Consider the following 20,229-nt stretch of genomic DNA (forward strand, 5'->3'; position numbering starts at 1 on the left):
TTTATGTTTTTAAATACGTTTTAAGTGGCCTAGTAAAATGGAACCTAATAAGACCAGCAAAACTGCTCCCGAAATAATGTAGGCAACTATTGATGAAGAAGTAAAACTATTTTTGCCAGTAACCTTACTGATTTCATATGCTCTGGTTTTGTTACCAGTGCCTGTAGATGCAGGGGAAACCTTTTGCGGGTTGCTGGTTGATGTAATCGTATCAACTGTCTGTGTACGAGAGGCAGATACATCTGTCCGACTTGTATCCGGGCCAAAGGAGCTAACTGAAACTACCTGAGCAATCGGCATAGAAACTTTTTCTACTGGTATACGCAGGGTATTTGAATCAGAAGCGGGTTGTACTGGTGTTAACTCTTGCTCATCTGATTTATCCAGACTCTGACTCTGAACCTGAGGTAGAGGGAACAACCGTTCAATCTCCTCCTGGGTTAAAAGTGCCTGATGAGTCGCATTACTGATAATTTGATTAAGCTCCCGTAACAGGGATGAATCAACATATTGCGTAACCCATCTTAACATATCCCGGTTTCCACAACTGTTTTCTGAACAGCTAACACCGTGCTGAATAATTGCTCGGGCCCAGGTATTGGCCACTTGCTTTAGTGTTGTTTCATCAGCATGCCAAAATCCTTTCTGGGCAGCAGTCAGCAAAGTGCCGGTGAGATCAATCAAACCATAGCCTCGATTACCAGTGGCAAGCCAGTCATCTACCCCTATACCATATTTATCATTAAGATAAATATCAACTACTTCCTGCCAGTTCCAATCCTTTACAATATTCGGATTGGTTACCTGCCATCCCCACAAATGAGCAAGAAATTTCTCAGAGATAGTCCTTACCCCGCTGTAACCTTCATTCATCATGCTCTTAATCCATTCCGGATTATAATATCTTGTTCTCAGTTCTTGTAACATAAATGCCTGTAAAGTTAGGGTCTGCGGTTTACTGGGATTGGCATAATAAAGCACATTTAAATCCGGGATTACACCATTCACTCTCTCAATCGCCATCGACAGGCCACCGAAATAGTCAAAGTAATCATCATTATCCAGTACACCGTATAAATTGGTGCTTCTGCTGTGATAGGCTAAATTCACTCCCGCCAGAAGTTCCTTTAACAAATCCACATTGGTATTTCCCCAACCGCGTTCGGAATAGGAATGGCCCATGCGGTTGAGGTATAAATCTGCCAATTGACTTCTATCATCCCATGTCCACGACTGTTCGATAGCATGATTGACACCAGCACCATAATCGCCTACAGGGGGGCCAAAGATCCTGGTTATAGCTAATTCAGCGGCATCGTTTTGTTCAATACCTTGGTCGATCATTTTTTTTGTTATTTCAAGCCAGTGTTTAGCAATATAATTCTGATTAAGTGGGTCGTTTCCTTTAAAATCTTTATATTTGGCATCAACCAAGGGTTGCAATACATAGTCAAGACTTCCCTTTAAATCAGGATAACTCTCAACGATTGTATTATAGGATGCAGCTAAGGCAACCCTGTAAGCTCGATCCATGTTAATCTCAACTCTGGAGAACAGATCTCTAAACAAACCGCTGGTGGTCACCACCACATCAATCCTGGGTCGGTTCAGCACCGTTAAAGGAGTAGCTTTCACACTGGCTACCGTGCCGCCGGACCAGACCGGTTCCACCCCTAACATTCTCAAAACAAATGACACCATTGCCCCGTCGTCCCTGGCAGTTTCCACACACCACACTACCGCAGCAATTTTTTCAGGATAGGGATTTACCCTTGCTAGTTCCGTGTCAGCAAGTTTTTTCCCCAGTGCCCAGGCAATTGGGGTTGGAATTTGGTTTTCAGAAATCCCATAAAAGTTTCTGCCAGTCGGCAGTGAACCTGGATTTCTGATGGGGTCATTTCCAGATGATGGAGTAATATATCTGCCAGATAGTCCTTCTATAAGGGAGTTTAATTCCCAGGTAAAACTCAACTTGATCTTGTCAGCATAATCCTTGGCCAAATTTAAGCTGTTTTGCAATTGAGCCTGTAACTGGGGATCAGCAGTCAACTCCCCTACCAGTTCTGCCACAGGTTTTTCTTCTGTAATTGTTTGCAAAACCAGGTTATAGGCTTTATTATCCAGTTCTTCTGCCTGGACTAAAGTCAGGTTTTCATAATCCCAACCCATAACCTGGGCCAAAAGTTTGATTAAAGAAGGGTTTCCTGAATTGCCGTCCACTGTAACCATGGAAAGAGCCAGTAATGCAATTTTATCATTTTCCCAGGGCTTGCCAAAAGTATGCAATCCATAAGGCATTAAAGTTTGCTGTAAATTATACAGGTAATCGCTAACCACTTCTACTAGTTCATCATCTGGCAATGTATCAGAATCAATATTAAGGTCCTGGTCTAACCTGGTTTCCTTCACTTTCGACCTGATAGATAAAATATATTGTTCCTTCATGGGGTTTCCTTCAGCTGTTTTTTCATAATCACTGATCAGGTTTTTTAACTCAAGTAAACCTCCATAAAGGTTAGTCGCCATCATTGGCGGTGTTATGTGGGTGAGAATTACCGATAAACCTCTTCTCTTAGCCTGTAGCCCTTCTCCAACCCCATCAACAATATAAATATACAGACTGGGAGTTTCTGCTATCATGATATCTGAATAATCAAATTCGGATAGAGCCACCTGCTTTCTGGGTAACCACTCAAATGTAGCATGTCTACCCAGATGCACCTGAGCATCAGCTTTAAACTCCCGATTTACCCAGGCATACCAGGCCAAATAATTATGCGGTGGAGGAACTACAGTGCTATGATAAAACTTGCTCGCATCTGCTTCCCATCCCCGTTGTGGCTCAGGGCCAACAAAAATATTACCAAACCGCATACCGGGAATTACCAAATACTTTTTGCCTTGGCGTTCAACTGTCATAATATTTCCAGGCGGTTCTCCCCAACCTGTAAGGCCAGGCAAAGCCAAATTGAGGAATTCATTTTTTGCCGCTGCAAATGTTGACCAGGCCGTTTCATCTCCGCTAACAACCGCTCTAAGAGCTTCTGCCATTTGCCTGACCAACTCAGATGCCTGCTGGTCCTTTTCAGGATAAGTGTTGAGAAGACTGACCATCTCCGTTTCCCATTTGTTTATGCTTTTAAGGGTTAATTCTTTATTCGCATTCTTTGTAACCGCGAGTTTAACGAATTCCTCAATATATCCGCTCGGTCCTTCAACCACTTCCTTTTTCACCATGTCAGGCAAATTGTTAAACCAAGCTAAGTATTCATCCGCATCCCATAAAATTGCGTTATCAGCCAGTTTTTCCAATTCCCCTGGTGCCCAGTTGGCAACATTTAAACCCTGCTTTATCATCATTTCAATTAGTTGATCGGCATTGTCCGGTATCTGTCCCACCTGGTAACCTTCCTGTTGAAGTTTCTGTAAAATTTGAATGATACTTTCAGGAGCATTAAGATAACTTGCCCCTATGTTGTTTTTCCCTGGTGGATAGTTATAATAAACTAAAGCCACTTTTTTCTCGGCATTATCCAAATGTTTTAGCTTAATCCAATTGCTCACCCGGTTAACAAGCTTTTCGATACGTTCATTGATCGGGCAATACCTTGTCAACATCGCACCCGTAACCAGGTCTTTTTCCTTTTCTGTGGTTGCAATTAAAATAGGTTCGATTATCCCTTGAATTTCCGGCATGCCAATCTGGTAATAAGTATCACTCCAGGATAGCCCTTCACTGGACACTAACCAATCAGCTTCCGTACTTTTCGTAGTAGTAATAGCCCGAAAGACTGGAACATCGAGATTATCCAGAAATTGATTGGTCTGACTAAGAAAACCGGCTCCCAGGGAAAAACTAAAACAACTTATCAAGGCATCTATTTTCGCTGGATAGGCCTGAGGATTTTTTTCATAATCAGTGGTCGAAGGTGCATCAGTGAAAAATTTGACCATAGCTGAATAGATGTTTTGCGGCTGTCCCTGTACTGACCCGGAATATGCCCCGACTACCGGTATTACATTATATCCCTTGGCTACAAACCTTTGAATTAATTCCTCAAAATGATCCATATTCCCAGCCAATGCCGGACTGGTCATTTCTACAATTCCAATAGTGGGTTGCTCAGGATTAAAGGGATAGGTATTCAAGTACGTCGCCATATCTGTATATATTTTCTTGTCCCGATAGAGAAATTCATTAGGAATAACTTGATATGGTCCGGGATCCCATTCGGTTTTCCAAAGATTAGGCCAGATTTCGTTATTAGCCTCTATATATTTTTTTAACACGCTTTTATACATATTAAGATAGTTATTTGTACCTTTAGCAGCTTGATATAAACTAAGATCAATCCAATCACCAATTGCTGGATATTGCGTTTTCCAATTTATTAATTTGGTTAGATCAGCATTTTTTAAATCAGTGATTATTTTGTCAATATCTGTATCGGGAACTTCAGAGAATAAAGGTTGTCCATTAATTTGGCTTGCTTTTACAAGTGTAGAACCTGCCTCAAGCATGATAAAATACTTATTAGGTTTGTTTTTGACAATTTCAGGATAAGCTTCAATTACATTGATAATTTTCTGATCAGAACTTACAGTACCAATCCAATGACAAATCACAATATCAGCATTTTCGATTAGATTTTTTAGTTCCTCATTGTTCATCTCATTTATCTGATCTGTATTACGCACATCAAAGTTTACCATTCCTGGATATACAGGATTGATTTGTTGCATCAACAAATGAGCTGCATCATTGGTCATTTTGGTACTGTTGGAAGAATGAATTACTAATACCCTTATTGGTTTAACCTGTACTGCAGGTGACTGTTCAGTTTCCTCTGCCATAGCAGTTTTTAGGGCTAGCTGGAAATTGCCAAAGAAATAAATAAAAATCAAAATATAGGCCAAAAAACGATTAAATTTTTTTTGTTTCATAATAACTCTATCACCCTTTCATTTGAGTTTTCAATAAAAAAGGCCATGAAGACCTCCCCGAATTTTCGGGCAAGACCTTCATGGCCTTACATCCTCACAATGAGAAAAAACCACGGAATCCACTCTTTTCCCAAGAGCCAGACCTCCGTGGTCTAATCCTTCAACCTGGATCTTCAAAATGATACCTTCATGATATCTGAATTTATTATACAATAAAATTATAGAAAATGCAATAATTTTTTTTTTTACATTATCGAGCTAAATATCCCTTAATAAAGATACCAACCAGTACCAGGGTTCCTATAATAGCAAAAACCGTTACTCCTGTTGGAATACTAACTGATGAGGCTTTCTTTTGTTGCGGCACCTTAAGTTCATAAGCCCGACCTTTAGGTTGATTGGACTTTGCTGTTTTTCCTGCTTCATTGTTTGCTTCAATATTGTCTTGCTCCTTGCTTACCTCCATGTTTCCAGCCTGACTTTTGGTTGCTACCATGATTTGCCTGGAATCACTTGCAGGGCTAACCTGAGTTATCCTGCCATAATCTGGCCTAATATCTTGATTAACTTTAACTTGGGTAACAGGAAAAAATGGTTCAGAGGCGTTTTCAGCCAGCTGGATTGTTACAGGTGTAGTGATGCTTTCAGCTACAGGATTCTGATCGTCCTGATTCTCAGCTTTTACAATACTTCTGTCTGGTATTTTGACTAAACGGTCTGTAGCCTGCTCAAAAACAGTCTGGAATTTTTGGAGTATATCTTCAGGCAAAGTAGAATAGTTAGCCAGCCATTCATTGAATACTAAATTGGCACAGGTATGGTGGCAACATACCACCCCATATTTAACGGCTTGTTGAATGTAAATATCAGCTAACTGACTCAATACCCGGGAATCAGCTTGCCACATCTGACGCCGGGCCGCTTCAAGGCTCCAGCCGATAATTGACTGTAACGCATATGGATCCAGCTGATTGCGAATATTTTCATCCAGTACAAAGTTTTGGGCTACCGCCTGCCAGGCCCAGTCACTGGCTCCATCCAAAGTTGCATCCACACCGAAAAGATTTGCCAGTTGATCACTGATTTCCTGAGAACCAGCATAGCCTTCTTTCAGCATACCTTCAATCCATTTCGGGTTTAAGAGCCTGGTACGCAGTTCCGTACCGACAAACTCAATCAGGCTTTCAATTCTAGGCCCAACAGCGCTGCGGGTATTGGCAATATAGGTTTCTACCCCTTTACCGGAAGCGGCTTCTGCCGCCAGCTTCAGCCCACCCAGATACTGGTAAACATCATCATTATCCAGGACTCCCCAGAGGGAATCCCGTACCTGGGTGACTACATCCACTCCAGTCAGCAATTGGGTAAAAGCCGAGCTTGCACCTTGACCATACAGATTCCTGCCATAGGCAAAGGCCATCCTGTTCATATATACATCGACCAGATCCTGCTTGTTATCCCAGGCACTGGTGCTTTTCACCATTTCTGACACACCTGTGCCATAAGTTCCCGGTGCATCCCCAAAGATACGCGCCGCAGCCAGACCATCAGCATCTGCAGCAGACAAACCTTCAGCCTGCAATTGTTCCTTCATACTTACATAATGTTTACGAACATGATTATCCTCAGCGCTCTCATCCAACAAGGCTATTTGCCGGAAGGCATCATCCAGCACTCCCACCGTATGAGCAAAAGTATCCCGGAAAAGGCCAGAAATAGTTACTACCACATCAATCCGCGGACGCCCTAGTTGCTCCAATGGTGTAACCTTAACCGAAGTAACTCGACCCGCCTTGTCCCATACCGGTTCAACCCCAATCAGGCGGAAAATCATGGCAACAGTTTCACCCTGAGTCCGCATGGTTTCGATGGCCCAAAGCACCACCCCAACCGAATCAGGGTAACGCCCTTTCTCAGCCAGGTATTTGGCTAATAATTGATCAGCAGCTTTTTTGCCAACTTCCCAGGCAGCCTTATCGGGAATCATGCGGGGATCAAGGGTAACTAGATTGCGACCGGTCGGCATCACATCCGGTACTCTTACCGGGTCTCTGGCCAACCCGGGCTCAATATACTCTCCGTTCAATGCCCGCAGCAAGTTCACTATCTCGTTTTCGGTCTGTTGTAAATCAACCCTATACTCATCAGCAAATTCCTGGCGATTGGCTTCATCATAGCTGACAATCGAGTCAACCATCAAATCCAGCATTTCCCCTTCTGGGGCTTGTCCAAATGTATGCAACCCATAGGGCATCAGTTCAAGGGTAAGTTGTTCCAAATAGGCTTGTAATTTTTCTACTACTTGAGCAAAATTTTCATTATTATTTAAATCCAATCCCAGATCCTGATCAAGATTATTGGTTTTGCTCAATTCAATTATTTGTTGCTGTAAAGCGGCCATCCTCCCGCTGTCCCCTTTACTGGCCGCCTCCTGGTAGTCGGCAATCAACTGTTGCAGCTCAGCCAGGTCGCCGTACAATTGCGGTTTAATCATGGGAGGTGTTAAATGCCCAATAGTAACGGCATACCCCCGCCGTTTGGCCTGGGTAGCTTCCCCGGGGTTATTAACGATATAAGGGTAGATATTCGGGATATTTCCCAGCAAGATATCGGGCCAATCATCCTGGCCCAGACCCACACTGCGGCCAGGCAACCACTCCAGAGTTCCATGGGTACCTAAATGGATGATTGCATCAGCTTGATATTCTTTTTGCAACCAGAAATAGTAGGCCAAATATTGATGGGTAGGAGGCAAGGAAGGTGAATGAGCAATCTTTTCCGGTTCATCCCCCCAACCACGCATCGGTTGAGGCCCGATAAAAATGTTGCCCAGCATGGCACCGGGAATAACCAGTTGATCATCCAGTGTCATGATTTTTCCTGGCGGGGGCCCCCATTCCTTCTCTACTTGCTCCCTCAGTTCCGCCGGAAGTTCCTGATACCATTCCAGATATTTGTCTAACGGAATAGTCAGTGCCCCATTATTAACCATGGTTTTCAATTCTCCAGGGGCCCAACTGCCGATATTTCTTCCCTGCCGAAAAATCAAATCCTGCAGAGCATCAGTGTCCAGGTTTCCATCAACAGTATAATCATGTCCCTGTAATGCTTTCAGAATAGTTGAAAGGCTGGAGAAAACGTTAAGATAAGCGGCTCCAATCCCGTCCTTCCCTCCATCATGATTATAATAAATGATAGCTATTTTTTTCTCACTGTTTGGCTTTTTTCTCAAATTAATCCAGCTCATTACCCTGCCTGTAACCCGTTCGATTCCCGAAACCAAAGGCATGTTTTTAACGATTTTAGCTCCTGTATCTTCATCGATATTTACTAATGTTTTTCCACCCATCAAAATAGGTTCAATTCTCCCATCCAGTTCCGGATAAGCAATCTGCCACCACACAGCATCGCTGATTCCCGCTGGATTTTGCTCCCAGTTGGTTAAATCATCAGCAGCAACTGGTGCCATTACAGGTACATTCATGCGCTTGAATAAATCAATCCCTGCCTGGGAATTGCCATAAACAAAATTAAAACCCATAGCTGCGATAAAGAAATCAATACGTGCTTGCTCGTTTTCCATCAAGAAATCCCGAACAGCTTGTTGCTTGTTACTGTCTGTAAACACTAGGATAACGTTAACTCCTTTGGCTTCCAGGGAACGTAGCAAAGCTTCATAAAGGCTGATATCATTTCCTTTAAAATAACTGTTAAAAGTCATGATCCCTACCCAGGGAGCATTCTCTTTATATTTGCCCTGTTTTTTATACCAAAAGGCGTAATCAGCAAAAGTAGTAAATGTGCCCTGAGGAGAGGGGCCCTGATAGACATCTTCGTATACATCTTCATAAACATTTTCATAGACTGCTCTTTCTACACTTCCCAGGGCATCAGGATGATAAATAAACCTGGCTTCCGCCGGCAAGGGATCTATAGCTTCATTGACAGGAACATTACAGTAATTTTTAAGTAAATTTAATAAATAACGACGCATGTTTTCCGGTCCGCCATTATCAAAATAAGGTTTTAAAACCGTATCCTGTGAACTATCTATCCTATCTACGCTGGAAAAAACATTGCTGCGGATAGAGACAATTTTCGTGGTTTGAGGAACGTCAGGCAGGAAATTGATAACCGTTTGATAACTGCTGGAACCGATCATATCCATCAACAATAGATTGGCTGCCTGCACTTCCTGTTTTAGTTTATCTACCGTTTCCGAATTAACCAGATCAGAACCGCTAAAGATCTTTAACTCAAAATTATATCCTTGATCATGTAATTTTTTATAAGCATCTACAATGCCTGGTATGGAGTTATCAACATTAGAAAGAATCACGATTTTGCCGTGAGAAATGGCTTCACCACGATCAATAAACAAATTCCACGGCAATAATCCTGTTAACATTACCATTAACAGAAAAATAGCTACTAAGCGCAATCTCATTATTTTTATTCCCCCCCATCTGATTCACTCTCAATCATAATCAATTTACCGGTTTTCGGATCCCGATAGACAGTACCCATTTCCTGGTAGCCAGAACCTCCCCCGTTCTGAATTTGCGGTAAATCTTTTAACTCCTGACCCTGTTTTACGTTCACTATTCGTTGGATGGCCTGAAGCATTTTCTGTCTCTCTTGCGGGGATGCCTTGCTAAAAAGCACATTTTGTAAATTCCAGGAAAGGACCAGGGCCACCATTAAACCGCAGGCAAAAACCAACATTACATCCAGAAGATTGGCTACTCCGCCCATAGGATCAATGTCTTCTTCCGAAAGCCGTGAAATTCTTGTTCTCTTCCTTCTCATCTTCCTCACCTCCCAAACAATAATCCAAAAACAGTTCTAAATCGTTCAAATCCTTTTCATACCACCTTCTCCTGATTTTAGAAATCATAAAAGCTATTCCCCCTGCGGCAATACCTACAACAGTGGTATCAAAGGCTACAATTACCGCTTGAGCTAAATCATTAAGATTCCCTTCACCTAAAGCAGCCAGCCCTGGTCCTAAAGGTATCAAGGTGCCCATTAATCCTAAAATAGGTCCTAATTTAGCAATTAAATCTGTTTTTTCTAGAGTTTTCAGAAATTTATTTTCCTGAGTGTCCAGCAATTCTCTGGCTAACAGTTGTTTTGATTCATAAACAAGCTGATTGCTGATTAACTTTTCAAAAACTTGTTGTAGATGAGGTGGAAACTGACTATCTTTAATGAATTGTTGTATAGATTGTTTCATCCAATAATTGATATTTACTTTGTTCTGTAATACTTCCAAAAAATTAACTTTTCGACTGTTTTTGCGCTCCCTTACCTCAGCGGTGAAACTGCCCAACTCCATAAAAGCCATAACTAAAATAACAATTAGGGCGATGATGCAGGGTATTAAAAAACTCTGGGAAAGAACATGTAAAATCCTACTTAAATATTCCGAACCGGGAATAGCCATAACCTAAAACACCTTCCTTATCATTATTTTCTAGAATTCTGATATTGCCAGTATCCAACCCAGCTAAAACCGACAAAAATCAATACGGCAATCAATAACAATTGTGGTGAAGGAACTTTAATTGGACTCATCGCCATGGTCATTGCCTGAACAAAATTAGGAATAACAAAGGCAAATGCCAGGGTAATTAAGCCTGAAAAGAATAATAACTGGTTAAAAACAACCAGAAGACGATATTGAGCTCGACTGACAATTTTTCTGACTCCAAGGGCAGATAAAAAAGTGAGGACACTAAACGACAAGGCAACTTTTTGACCCAAAACTACAGCACTAATACCCAAAACCGGAACTATAGCTATAACCGTAAAAGCAAGAGCGGCCATGCAGGCCGGACAGGGCAGAAAAGCCCACAAGTACCTGAACCGCCTTCTTTGAGTTTCCAGCTCACTATCCAAACCAAGATAAATTAAGAGGATTCCGGCCATAAGCGCTCCTACAAAGGTATATTGGTCCAAAAAATGAGCTAACACTAGCTGATGAGCAGCAAAAATATGCACTAATAAGAAAAGACCGCCACCAAAACAGGCTGCAAGCAAAGCCAGATATCCATAACTCAGCCAGGATGTTCCCAAAATAATGCCTGTTTTAACACTGAGAAACAAAAGAGCTAGCCACAGCCCTTTAGCAAGCAGCATCTTCCAATCACCTCCTGTCGATAGATTTGCATATAACAAAAGCCCTGACCTACAAGACAAGTCAGGGCAAAGCAATAACATCCAGGCATAATAGTCCCGGATATTTATTTCTTCCCTATCTCTCGTAGGTAAGAATATATTAGGAGAACAGGCAGGTCTCCTGGCTTCGGTTCCTCAAAGTTCCACGCCTTCCCGGTTTCCTACCAGTGGCATTTTGTGAAACTTCTCCCCGTTACAGTGGCGGGACCGCACCGGATTTACACCGGTTTCCCTTTTAAGCTTTGCCTTCCTGGCAAAGCACCTGTTCCCTGTACAATATTTAATTTTGATTATTTTCCTTTAACCAGGTAATCACATCAGCGATTAAATGAGGTAACGGTTCATGTTTGATTCCTACCAGTTGAATATTGCTTCTCAGTAAAGGCAAAACCAGTTTGCGTGCTCTAGCAGAAGCCACAGCCTCTGCTATCTTTGGAGTCACTTCTCCCATTAAAGCACTGGGTATTAGCAAACTAAGGGAAGTAATTATCAAATCAACTTTATCCATATTCATTACAATAGCATTCTCACCAGTTGCTCCATCATCGGCACCAGCTTTTAACATCTGAGCTGTTGCTTCCGCATTTGTGCCAAAAACCCAGATCTCTAAAGAATCCTTAAATTCCTTTCTGATTTTCTCTGTTATAACCTTGCCAATTCCTCCCCCTTGCCCATCCAGAACCGCAATTCGCTTAATCCGGGTTATAGAACAACACCCCCCTTGAAAAATAAAAAAGGCCACAGGAAGACTACCTTAAATAAAGCAGGTAGACCTCCGTGGTCCTAATTCCTTATCCGTATGAAAAACCGGTAAAAACTTTGATACCTTCATGGTATCATCCTTCCATTTAGAATTATAGAATATTAGTTAAAAATTTGCAAGACTATTCTATAATTATTTAATAAAAAAAGGAGGCGGATTGCTCCGCCATAATTTATATTATATCGCCTGGGTAGACGATAATGGGATAGCAAAATTAAAAGCCCTCTGCCGGAACAGCAGAGGACTTATGGCCAGAAAAAATGCCTTACTCCCCCTCTACCTGTCCGCGCAGGTGCAGGTCACCAACGGAATGAGCAGGTCTCCTGGCTTAAGATCATCGCTCCCTCTGCCTTCCCGGGCTTTGTACCCAGTGGCTAGGTTGAGGTCGCTCCCTTTCACAGTGGCGGGACCGCGTCAGATTCGCACTGACTTCCCTTTTCAGTTCCGTTAAAAACGGAACCACTCATTCCTGCTATTCATTTAATATTAGCATAACACCAATTTTTCTGAATTGCAAGCCTAATTGTAACCATCCGGGGTCATTTCAGCCATTGGCGGACTTTTTGCTTTCATTGTCGGTGCTATCCCGGGAATAATCAGTGTTATACTGGGTTTGAAACTGCGGGAGGCCAAAAAATACGCTGATCATTTGGTCATGATTGGTCTCGCTTTTTTATTCGGAATCTTTGCCGGTGCTGCTTCAATGAATATGATGAAGCCAAACACCTTCTAATATTAACAGGGAGGGCAAATTTTTGCTCTCTCCCTGTCATGTATTGCAAATTTACCAGCCACGATTATACTCCCCGGCACAGGGAATGCAGACAAACTGACCATCTTTTACCCTGAGTCGGGCTTCCATCACTGATTCCCCGCACTCCGCACAGGTCCAGGACTTATAGATTCGGGCCCGCTCCGGAAATTCCAGTGGAATTTTTTGCACAGTACAAAAATCATCTTCCTGTAGCTCCAGTATAAACCGGATTCTTCCCTCCCGGTTAAGCCCCAGCTTTTCCAGTTCCTGACGCCAGCCGACGCTCTTTACCACTATTCTGATTGCTTCCCTGTTTTTCCTATTCCCTATTGTATACACCTGTTTGCCATAATCCCGGTAAAGCAAATTTCCTTTACCCAGAGTACAGCCCGTTAATACCTGAATAGCATCCACCCCACAGGCATCATTTTCCACAATCGCTACCAGCTCCTCATCCTGAGCTCGCTCTACCCCCAGCTCTTTAAGGGCGATTTGCGCTACCCGGTAGCCCACTGCCAGGCCAGGACATTCATGGCCGTGAAACTCTACACATCTTTCCCAGGGCGTTCTCGTTCTGTCCATAACAGCTTCCCTCCATTCTGTAGAAAAATTATATACCTGTAGCTAAAATTTAGCAATAAGATGGATAGGTGGGCAGGTTTTGTCGGCATTATGTCCATTATTTTCGGCACCATTTCGGCCATCGGCGGTCTCTTTGCCTTTGCTGTGAGTGCGATTAAAAAAATACGCCGACCAGATTATAGCTTCCGGTGGCGATCAGACTCAGATGAACCTGTTGTTTATGAGCCTTACAATTTCCTTATCTTCACCGCACTGATTTTCAACTCCGGAATCTTGCAGACCGGATCAAAAGCTGCATTGGTCAGGACATTGGTTGGCGTCTCCTGATAGTGGAAAGTGAGAAATACCATGCCCGGTGGCACCAGATCGGTTACCTGCACCCGGGTTTCCACCCTACCGCGCCGGGAAGTCACTTCCACCCGGTCTCCATCCTTGATGCCAAAACGGTCTGCATCCTGTGGATGAATCTGCATCAGCTCCTCAGGCCGGATCAGATCCAGCCGGGTGCGCCGGGTCATGGAACCGGTATGGAACTGGTAGAGATTGCGGCCGGTATTGAGCAGAAGCGGATACTCAGCATCGGGTTCCTCTGCGGCCGGAATATGCTCAACGGCATGGAAGCGGCCTTTGCCGCGGGCGAATTTTTCCGCATGCAAGTAAGGAGTGCCGGGATGGCCGGGAGTAGGACAGGGCCACTGGATGCCACCTTTCTCCAGACGGGCATAGGTGATACCGCCATAGAGGGGATTGACCAGGGCGATTTCCTCCATAATCTGCTCCGGGCCCCTGGGATAATGCCAGTCATGGCCCAGCCGCCGGGCCAGCTCCAGGATAATCTGCCAGTCCGGCCGGGCTTCCCCGGGAGGAGTGATGGCCTGGCGCACCCGCTGAATGCGCCGTTCGGTATTGGTGAAGGTGCCATCTTTTTCAGCAAAAGTTACGGCAGGCAAAACCACATGGGCCAGCCGGGCCGTTTCCGTCAGGAAAATATCCTGCACCAGCAAAAACTCCAGGTTTTCCATGGCCTTGCGTACATGGTTGACATCTGGGTCAGCCAGCATGGGGTTCTCACCCATGATATACATGGCTGCAATCTCGCCCCTTGCAGCGGCATTCATCATCTCTGTCAGGGTCAGGCCCGGAGTAGACGGCAGCTCAGTGCGCCAGATGGTTTCAAACTTCTGCCGGTTTCCCTCCGCTTCCACCAGCTGGTAACCGGGATAGTAGTTGGGCAGGGCCCCCATGTCGCAGGCACCCTGAACATTGTTTTGCCCCCGCAAGGGATAAACCCCGGTGCCGGGCCGGCCCACATTGCCGGTGAGGATGGCCAGGTTGGCGACAGCCAGTACATTCTGGGTACCGGAAGTATGCTGGGTGATGCCCATGGCATAGATGATGCAGGCCCGTTCCGCCTGGCCATAAAGGCGGGCAGCAGCCCGGATTTGTTCCGCCGGCACGCCGGTGATTTTCTCTACCCGTTCCAGCGGATATTCCTCCACTTTGCGCCGGAATTCCTCAAAGCCTTCACTGCGCTCAGCTACAAAGGCCTGATCCCAGAGGTTTTCCTGCAATATTACATGCGCCAGGCCGTTAAGCAGGGCGATATCCGTACCGGGCCGGTGTCTGAGCCAGAGGTCAGCATAGCGGACCAGCTCGATGCGCCGCGGGTCGGCCACAATCAATTTGGCCCCTCGCTTCACTGCTTGCTTGATGCGGTAACCGGTAACGGGATGGGCCTCAGTGGTGTTGGCCCCGATCAAAAGCATAACCTGGGTTTCCAGTAAGTCATGTATGGAGTTGGTCATAGCGCCACTGCCAAATGCTGTTGCCAGACCGGCAACGGTAGAGCTGTGTCAAAGGCGGGCGCAATGGTCGATGTGATTGGTATTCAGCGCCGTGCGCATCAGTTTCTGGAAAAGGTAATTTTCCTCATTGGTACATTTAGCTGAAGCCAGCCCGGCGATAGCCTGGCCGCCCCGCCGCTGCAAAATGTCCCGCAGGCGACTGGCAGCAAAGTCCAGGGCTTCCTCCCAGCTTACCGGTACCAGTTCCCCGTTTTTGCGCAGCAAAGGCCGCGTCAGGCGGTCTGGTGAGTGGACATAATCCCAGCCAAACTGGCCTTTAGCGCAGAGATGGCCCTGGTTGGGCCCGGCTTTGTCCCCTGTTACTCCCACAATCCGGTTATCCCTGACTTTCAAAAATAACTGGCAACCGACTCCACAATAGGAACAGGTAGTCTGAACTTTGCGGATTTCCCAGTGACGACCCTGCCAGAGGGAGGATTTTTCCACCAGAGCCGCTACGGGGCAAACGTTGACACACATGCCACAGGCAGTGCAGGTGGTTTCCTGTAATGGGTCATCATAGGCAGATGTAACCTTGGTCTGAATGCCCCGGCCCATGAAATCATAGACATGGGCACCATTGACCTCAGCGCAGATGGCAACGCATTTGCCGCATTTAATACAGCGACCATAATCTCGGATGAAAAAGGGATTGGTGTCATCAATAGGAAAGACCTGTTTTTCCCCGTCCTTATAGGGAGTATCCTCCACCTGATAGCGATAACAGTAATCCTGCAAACGGCAGTCACCATTGCGGGGACAGGTCAGACAGCGCAAATCATGGTTGGCAATGAGCAGGCGCAGAATTTCCCGGCGCGCCTCTACTACCCGCTCCGATTCGGTTTGAATTTCCATCCCTTCTTCTACCGGAGTGGCGCAGGCGGCCAGCAGTTTGCGGGCCCCTTTTACTTCCACCACACAAAGGCGGCAACCGCCGAAAATAGGCAACCCCTCTTCATAGCAGAGAGTGGGGATAAAAATGCCATTGTTCTGGGCTGCCTTGAGTATGGTCCATTCTTTCGGTACCGTATATTCCTGGCCATTGATTTTCAGACGTATCTGATTCATGGCTTCACCTCCTTAAGCCTGGGCCTGTAATTTGGCGGCCCGTTGCCGCATGCGCACCAGGGGCTTACAGACTCCGGCCGGACAATCCTGCCGGCGCACATGCAGTTCATATTCCTCCCGGAAATAGCGGAGAGTGCTGAGAACGGGATTGGGCGCCGATTGTCCCAAACCGCAAAGGGAAGAATCGATAATGTTGCGGCTTAAGCTTTCGATCCGCTCCAGATCCCCTTCCTGTCCTTTGCCTTCCACCAGTCGCTGCAGGATTTCCAGCAAACGGGTGGTCCCTTCCCGGCAGGGAGTGCATTTTCCACATGATTCCATGCGGGTAAAAGACAGGAAGAAACGGGCCAGTTCCACCATGCAGGTGGTTTCATCCATCACTACCAGACCGCCGGAGCCCATCATCGCCCCGGCCGCCAGTAAAGAATCATAATCAATAGGCAGGTTCAGATGTTCTTCGGTCAGACATCCGCCGGAAGGCCCTCCGATTTGTACGGCTTTGAATTTCTTGCCACCGCGGATGCCACCACCAATATCGAAGATGATTTCCCGCAGGGTAATGCCCATGGGCACCTCCACCAGACCAGTATTGTTAACCTTGCCGGTGAGGGCAAAAACTTTGGTGCCCTTGCTTTTTTCTGTGCCAATGGCAGCATAGCGGGCCGCTCCCTGGTTGATAATCAAGGGGACATTGGCAAATGTCTCCACATTATTGACATTGGTGGGTTTGCCCCAGAGACCGCTCACGGCGGGAAAGGGCGGACGGGGCCGGGGCATGCCCCGATTGCCCTGGATGGATTCAATCAGGGCTGTTTCTTCCCCGCAAACAAAGGCACCGGCACCCTGTTTGATTTTAATGCGGAAATTGAAACCTTTGCCCAGGATATTTTCCCCCAGATAACCTTTAGCTTCAGCCTGTTGCAGGGCAATCCCCAAACGTTTGACAGCCAGGGGATATTCGGCCCGGATATATATGTACCCCTCGTCAGCCCCAATGGCATAACCGGCAATCAACATGCCTTCAATAACAGCATGAGGGTCCCCTTCACAGATGCTGCGGTCCATAAAGGCCCCTGGGTCTCCTTCATCAGCATTGCAAACCACATATTTTTTGGTGCCAGGAGCATTCCGGGTAATCTCCCACTTGGTTCCGGTAGGAAAACCGCCCCCACCCCGGCCTCTGAGGCCAGAAGCTTTGATTTCGGCAATTACCTCTTCGGGGGCCATAGTAAGAGCTTTAGCCAGAGCCTGGTAACCCCCACTGGCCAGATAATCTTCGATATTTTCCGGATCGATCAGCCCACAGCGGGCCAATACCAATCGTTGCTGTTTCTGGTAAAAAGGTACCTCATGGCGGGTTTTAACCTTCTCTCCCGTTTCCGGTACGGTATAAAGCAACTCTTCAGCCACCCGCCCTGCCTGCAGGGCAGCTGCTAAGTCTGGCGCCTGCTGGGGCTTGACCTGGCAATAGAAAATATCATCGGGTTCGATTAAAACCAGGGGGCCCTGTTCGCAAAAGCCGTGACAGCCCGTGAATTTCAACTGAAACTTATCCGCCAGCCCCCGGGCGATGAGTTCCCGTTTCAGAGCCGCAAACAGCAGCCGGGAACGGGAGGAAACGCATCCCGTTCCGCCACAGATCAAAATGGTTTTCTTCACTGCTCCATTCCCTCCTGTTGCCGGTATTGGGCCAGCACTTCCGTTACTTTTTCCGGAGTCATCTTACCGTGGGTATCATCATTGACAGTGATAACCGGGGCCAGGCCACAGGCCCCAATACAGGCCACTGACTCCAGGGTGAATTGCAAATCCGGCGTGGTTTCTCCCGGTTTAATGCCCAGCTCCTTTTCCAGGGCCGCCAGCACCGCCGGCGCCCCCCGCACATGGCAGGCCGTGCCCATACAAATGCGAATGATATTTTTGCCCCGGGGTTCCAGATGAAACTGAGAGTAAAAGGTCGCTACCCCCAGCACCTTGGCCAGGGACAGGCCCAGCCCGGTTGCGATTTGTTCCAGCACCTCCCGGGGCAAATACCCCACCTGATCCTGAGCTTCCTGCAAAAGGGGGATTAGCCCCCCATCACTGCCCCGGTACTTTTCGATCAGCCTGGAGATGTCTTCCTGTGGGATCGGTATTGCCAAACTCGCTCCCTCCTCGACTATACTCGCTTGTACAGATAAACAAACCAGTAGGCCAGTCCGACAAAAACGGCTCCGCCAATAATATTCCCAATGGTAACAGGAATAATGTTCTTCCAGAACATCGTTGCCCAGGTCAAGCTGGCCAGGTCCCCCGGGGCCCCGGCCACCTGCCAGGCAGATTGTACCGCCGGTACATGTTTGACCAGCCAGGCAAAAGGCAGGAAATACATATTGGCGATACTGTGTTCAAAGCCGGAGGCGACAAAGGCGGTAATGGGAAAGATGATGGCCAGCAGTTTGTCGGACAGGGTGCGGCCCGCATAGGTCAACCAGACGGCCAGAACCACCAGCATATTGGCCAGGGTACCCCGGATCACCTGGGTGAGAAAATCATATTTCAGCTTGCCAAAGGCGATTTTCAGGGACTCCACCGCAAAGAAATGGTCCTTCACCGCATATTGCTGGGAATAATATACCAGCAGAGCTACCCCAAAGGCACCGATGAAATTGCCGATATAGACCAGCACCCAGTTGCGCAACAGGTCCCTGAGGGTGATTTTGCGGGTCATATAGGCGATGACCAGGAGGGTATTACCGGTGAACAGCTCCGCTCCCGTGATCACCACCAGAATCAGGCCCAGGGAAAAGGCCAGACCGCCCAGTAACCGGGAAATACTATATCCTGTTTCCGCCTGAAACACCGCCATGGTATAAAATTCCCCGGCCAGAGCGATAAAGGCTCCGGCCAGAATCCCCAGCATCACCGTACTGCGCAGGCTGTTTTTGGCTTTTTTCACCCCGATACTCTCCGCCTTCTCGGTAACCGCATCAGGGGTGAGGATATCCACACTCAATTTGGGATGGTCAGCCATGAACTCCCTCCTCTCGTTCTTTGTTCTCGCTTAGTTTGTCTGATTTTGGTCTGTTGTATTAGTGAAGTAAAGTGTCAGAATATCGGGAAACTAAGCGAAATTTGGCGGAAAGTATTGGTTGATTTTTTTTCCTGGTAATCTATAATTTGCTTAGGGCGCCCTGAAAAACAGTGAAAGGGGGATAAATATGTGAAAAAAATATTTATCCTTTGTTTATTAGCAATTTTAACGTTTGGATTTAGTATACCTGTTCTTGCTGAATCACAAATCGTTGATGAAACTATGATTAACAATCAGGCAGATTCGTTAACACCTGCCCAAATCGAACAGCTAAATAAAGAAGAAGCCAAAAAGTATCAACAGGTACTTAAATATATTGAACAGCAAGCCAAAAATTTAAAAGCCCAAACCAGCATTACTCCTCAATGGACATATCCAGTTTCAAAAATTTTAAATGTCCCTTATCATAAACAACTTTACAGTACCTGGTGTGGCCCTGCTTCAGCCTTACAGATTATTGATTATAATGGTAAATATAGCAGTGTATCAGGTAGTACTGAATATCAAAAACAGCAAACACTAGCAGATCAAATAGGTACAAATGATAACGGCTCAAACACTGTAAATATAAGAAATGTTCTTAATAACTATCTGAGTTCCATCCACAGCTGGACAGTAAAAAGAATTGACAGCAGTAGCGGTGCTTACGATACCCTTTGGAATATAATAGACTACAACATCTTTAACGCAAAGCAACCCGTACTGTTATTGGTACAAACAAAATATCTGCCATATTATAACGGCCATGTTTCACAACATTATGTTGTTGTAGATGCTCTGACCAAATATATCGATGATGGCACCGGACAGCCGGTAAAAAGCATTTCAACTGTAAGAATCGTTGATCCCAATCCTAACTCCAGTTATACCGGCTATCATACAGTAACTTTCAATGACCTATATAATGCGGCAATAGGATATTTTGACAGTGGAAGCCAGTATTATAATGTTTGTTATTAATTGAAGATAGACAAGTTCGTACACACGGCAATTAGCAAAATCTATTGCCGTGTGTAATTCA

12 protein-coding genes and 2 riboswitches are annotated in these 20,229 nt (G+C 45.8%); of the genes, 1 reads left to right on the plus strand and 11 read right to left on the minus strand.

Annotated elements, in window-relative coordinates:
- Positions 1-9: 9 nt before the first annotated feature.
- From CTH_RS09260 to CTH_RS09310, 11 genes are all read right to left on the minus strand, one after another.
- Positions 10-4,944: a cobaltochelatase subunit CobN gene (locus CTH_RS09260; RefSeq protein ID WP_107753657.1), complete on the minus strand. Its 4,935-nt coding sequence runs from the start codon at positions 4,942-4,944 to the stop codon at positions 10-12.
- A 250-nt stretch (positions 4,945-5,194) separates the two neighbouring features.
- Complete coding sequence (locus CTH_RS09265; RefSeq protein ID WP_107753659.1) at positions 5,195-9,391, minus strand: cobaltochelatase subunit CobN; 4,197 nt, start codon at positions 9,389-9,391, stop codon at positions 5,195-5,197.
- Between the two features lie 5 nt (positions 9,392-9,396).
- On the minus strand, positions 9,397-9,753 hold the full coding sequence (locus CTH_RS09270; protein ID WP_107753661.1) for a DUF2149 domain-containing protein: 357 nt from the start codon (positions 9,751-9,753) through the stop codon (positions 9,397-9,399).
- Positions 9,704-10,390, minus strand: coding sequence for a MotA/TolQ/ExbB proton channel family protein (locus tag CTH_RS09275; RefSeq protein ID WP_107753663.1), 687 nt, complete (start codon positions 10,388-10,390; stop codon positions 9,704-9,706). The genes CTH_RS09270 and CTH_RS09275 overlap by 50 nt, the downstream gene beginning before the upstream one ends.
- Before the next feature lie 23 nt (positions 10,391-10,413).
- On the minus strand, positions 10,414-11,085 hold the full coding sequence (locus CTH_RS09280) for a DUF2162 domain-containing protein (RefSeq protein ID WP_159073852.1): 672 nt from the start codon (positions 11,083-11,085) through the stop codon (positions 10,414-10,416).
- 133 nt (positions 11,086-11,218) lie between these two features.
- Positions 11,219-11,405: riboswitch (cobalamin riboswitch) on the minus strand.
- Positions 11,405-11,866, minus strand: coding sequence for a DUF3842 family protein (locus tag CTH_RS09285; RefSeq protein WP_318262667.1), 462 nt, complete (start codon positions 11,864-11,866; stop codon positions 11,405-11,407). Its footprint overlaps the riboswitch before it by 1 nt.
- Before the next feature lie 317 nt (positions 11,867-12,183).
- Positions 12,184-12,369: riboswitch (cobalamin riboswitch) on the minus strand.
- Between the two features lie 302 nt (positions 12,370-12,671).
- Positions 12,672-13,223 (minus strand): FmdE family protein, encoded by a 552-nt coding sequence (locus CTH_RS09290; RefSeq protein ID WP_107753665.1) that lies wholly within the window; start codon positions 13,221-13,223, stop codon positions 12,672-12,674.
- Between the two features lie 227 nt (positions 13,224-13,450).
- Positions 13,451-16,135 carry a formate dehydrogenase subunit alpha gene (gene fdhF, locus CTH_RS09295; protein WP_107753667.1) on the minus strand — a complete coding sequence of 895 codons (2,685 nt, stop codon included), beginning with the start codon at positions 16,133-16,135 and terminating at the stop codon, positions 13,451-13,453.
- 12 nt (positions 16,136-16,147) lie between these two features.
- The gene (gene nuoF, locus CTH_RS09300; protein WP_107753669.1) at positions 16,148-17,794 is read right to left on the minus strand and encodes an NADH-quinone oxidoreductase subunit NuoF; all 1,647 of its coding nucleotides are present in this window, start codon (positions 17,792-17,794) and stop codon (positions 16,148-16,150) included.
- A complete protein-coding gene (gene nuoE / locus CTH_RS09305) occupies positions 17,791-18,276 on the minus strand; it encodes an NADH-quinone oxidoreductase subunit NuoE (RefSeq protein ID WP_242952033.1) in 486 nt (161 codons plus the stop codon). Before nuoE ends, nuoF begins: the two co-directional genes overlap by 4 nt.
- A gap of 17 nt (positions 18,277-18,293) precedes the next feature.
- Positions 18,294-19,148, minus strand: a complete 855-nt coding sequence (locus CTH_RS09310) for a formate/nitrite transporter family protein (protein ID WP_078664596.1) — start codon at positions 19,146-19,148, stop codon at positions 18,294-18,296.
- Between the two features lie 189 nt (positions 19,149-19,337).
- Between CTH_RS09310 and CTH_RS09315 the strand changes: the two genes are divergently transcribed.
- Complete coding sequence (locus CTH_RS09315; protein ID WP_078664595.1) at positions 19,338-20,168, plus strand: C39 family peptidase; 831 nt, start codon at positions 19,338-19,340, stop codon at positions 20,166-20,168.
- Positions 20,169-20,229: the final 61 nt, after the last annotated feature.

Origin of the sequence: Carboxydocella thermautotrophica (assembly GCA_003054495.1) — a bacterium.
Lineage (GTDB): Bacteria > Bacillota.

Bases quoted from the DNA above. Each gene is read 5' to 3' on its own strand.
- CTH_RS09260 (WP_107753657.1), bottom strand. From the start codon at position 4,944: ATGAAACAAAAAAAATTTAATCGTTTTTTGGCCTATATTTTGATTTTT.
- CTH_RS09265 (WP_107753659.1), bottom strand. From the start codon at position 9,391: ATGAGATTGCGCTTAGTAGCTATTTTTCTGTTAATGGTAATGTTAACA.
- CTH_RS09270 (WP_107753661.1), bottom strand. From the start codon at position 9,753: ATGAGAAGGAAGAGAACAAGAATTTCACGGCTTTCGGAAGAAGACATT.
- CTH_RS09275 (WP_107753663.1), bottom strand. From the start codon at position 10,390: ATGGCTATTCCCGGTTCGGAATATTTAAGTAGGATTTTACATGTTCTT.
- CTH_RS09280 (WP_159073852.1), bottom strand. From the start codon at position 11,085: ATGCTGCTTGCTAAAGGGCTGTGGCTAGCTCTTTTGTTTCTCAGTGTT.
- CTH_RS09290 (WP_107753665.1), bottom strand. From the start codon at position 13,223: ATGGACAGAACGAGAACGCCCTGGGAAAGATGTGTAGAGTTTCACGGC.
- CTH_RS09310 (WP_078664596.1), bottom strand. From the start codon at position 19,148: ATGGCTGACCATCCCAAATTGAGTGTGGATATCCTCACCCCTGATGCG.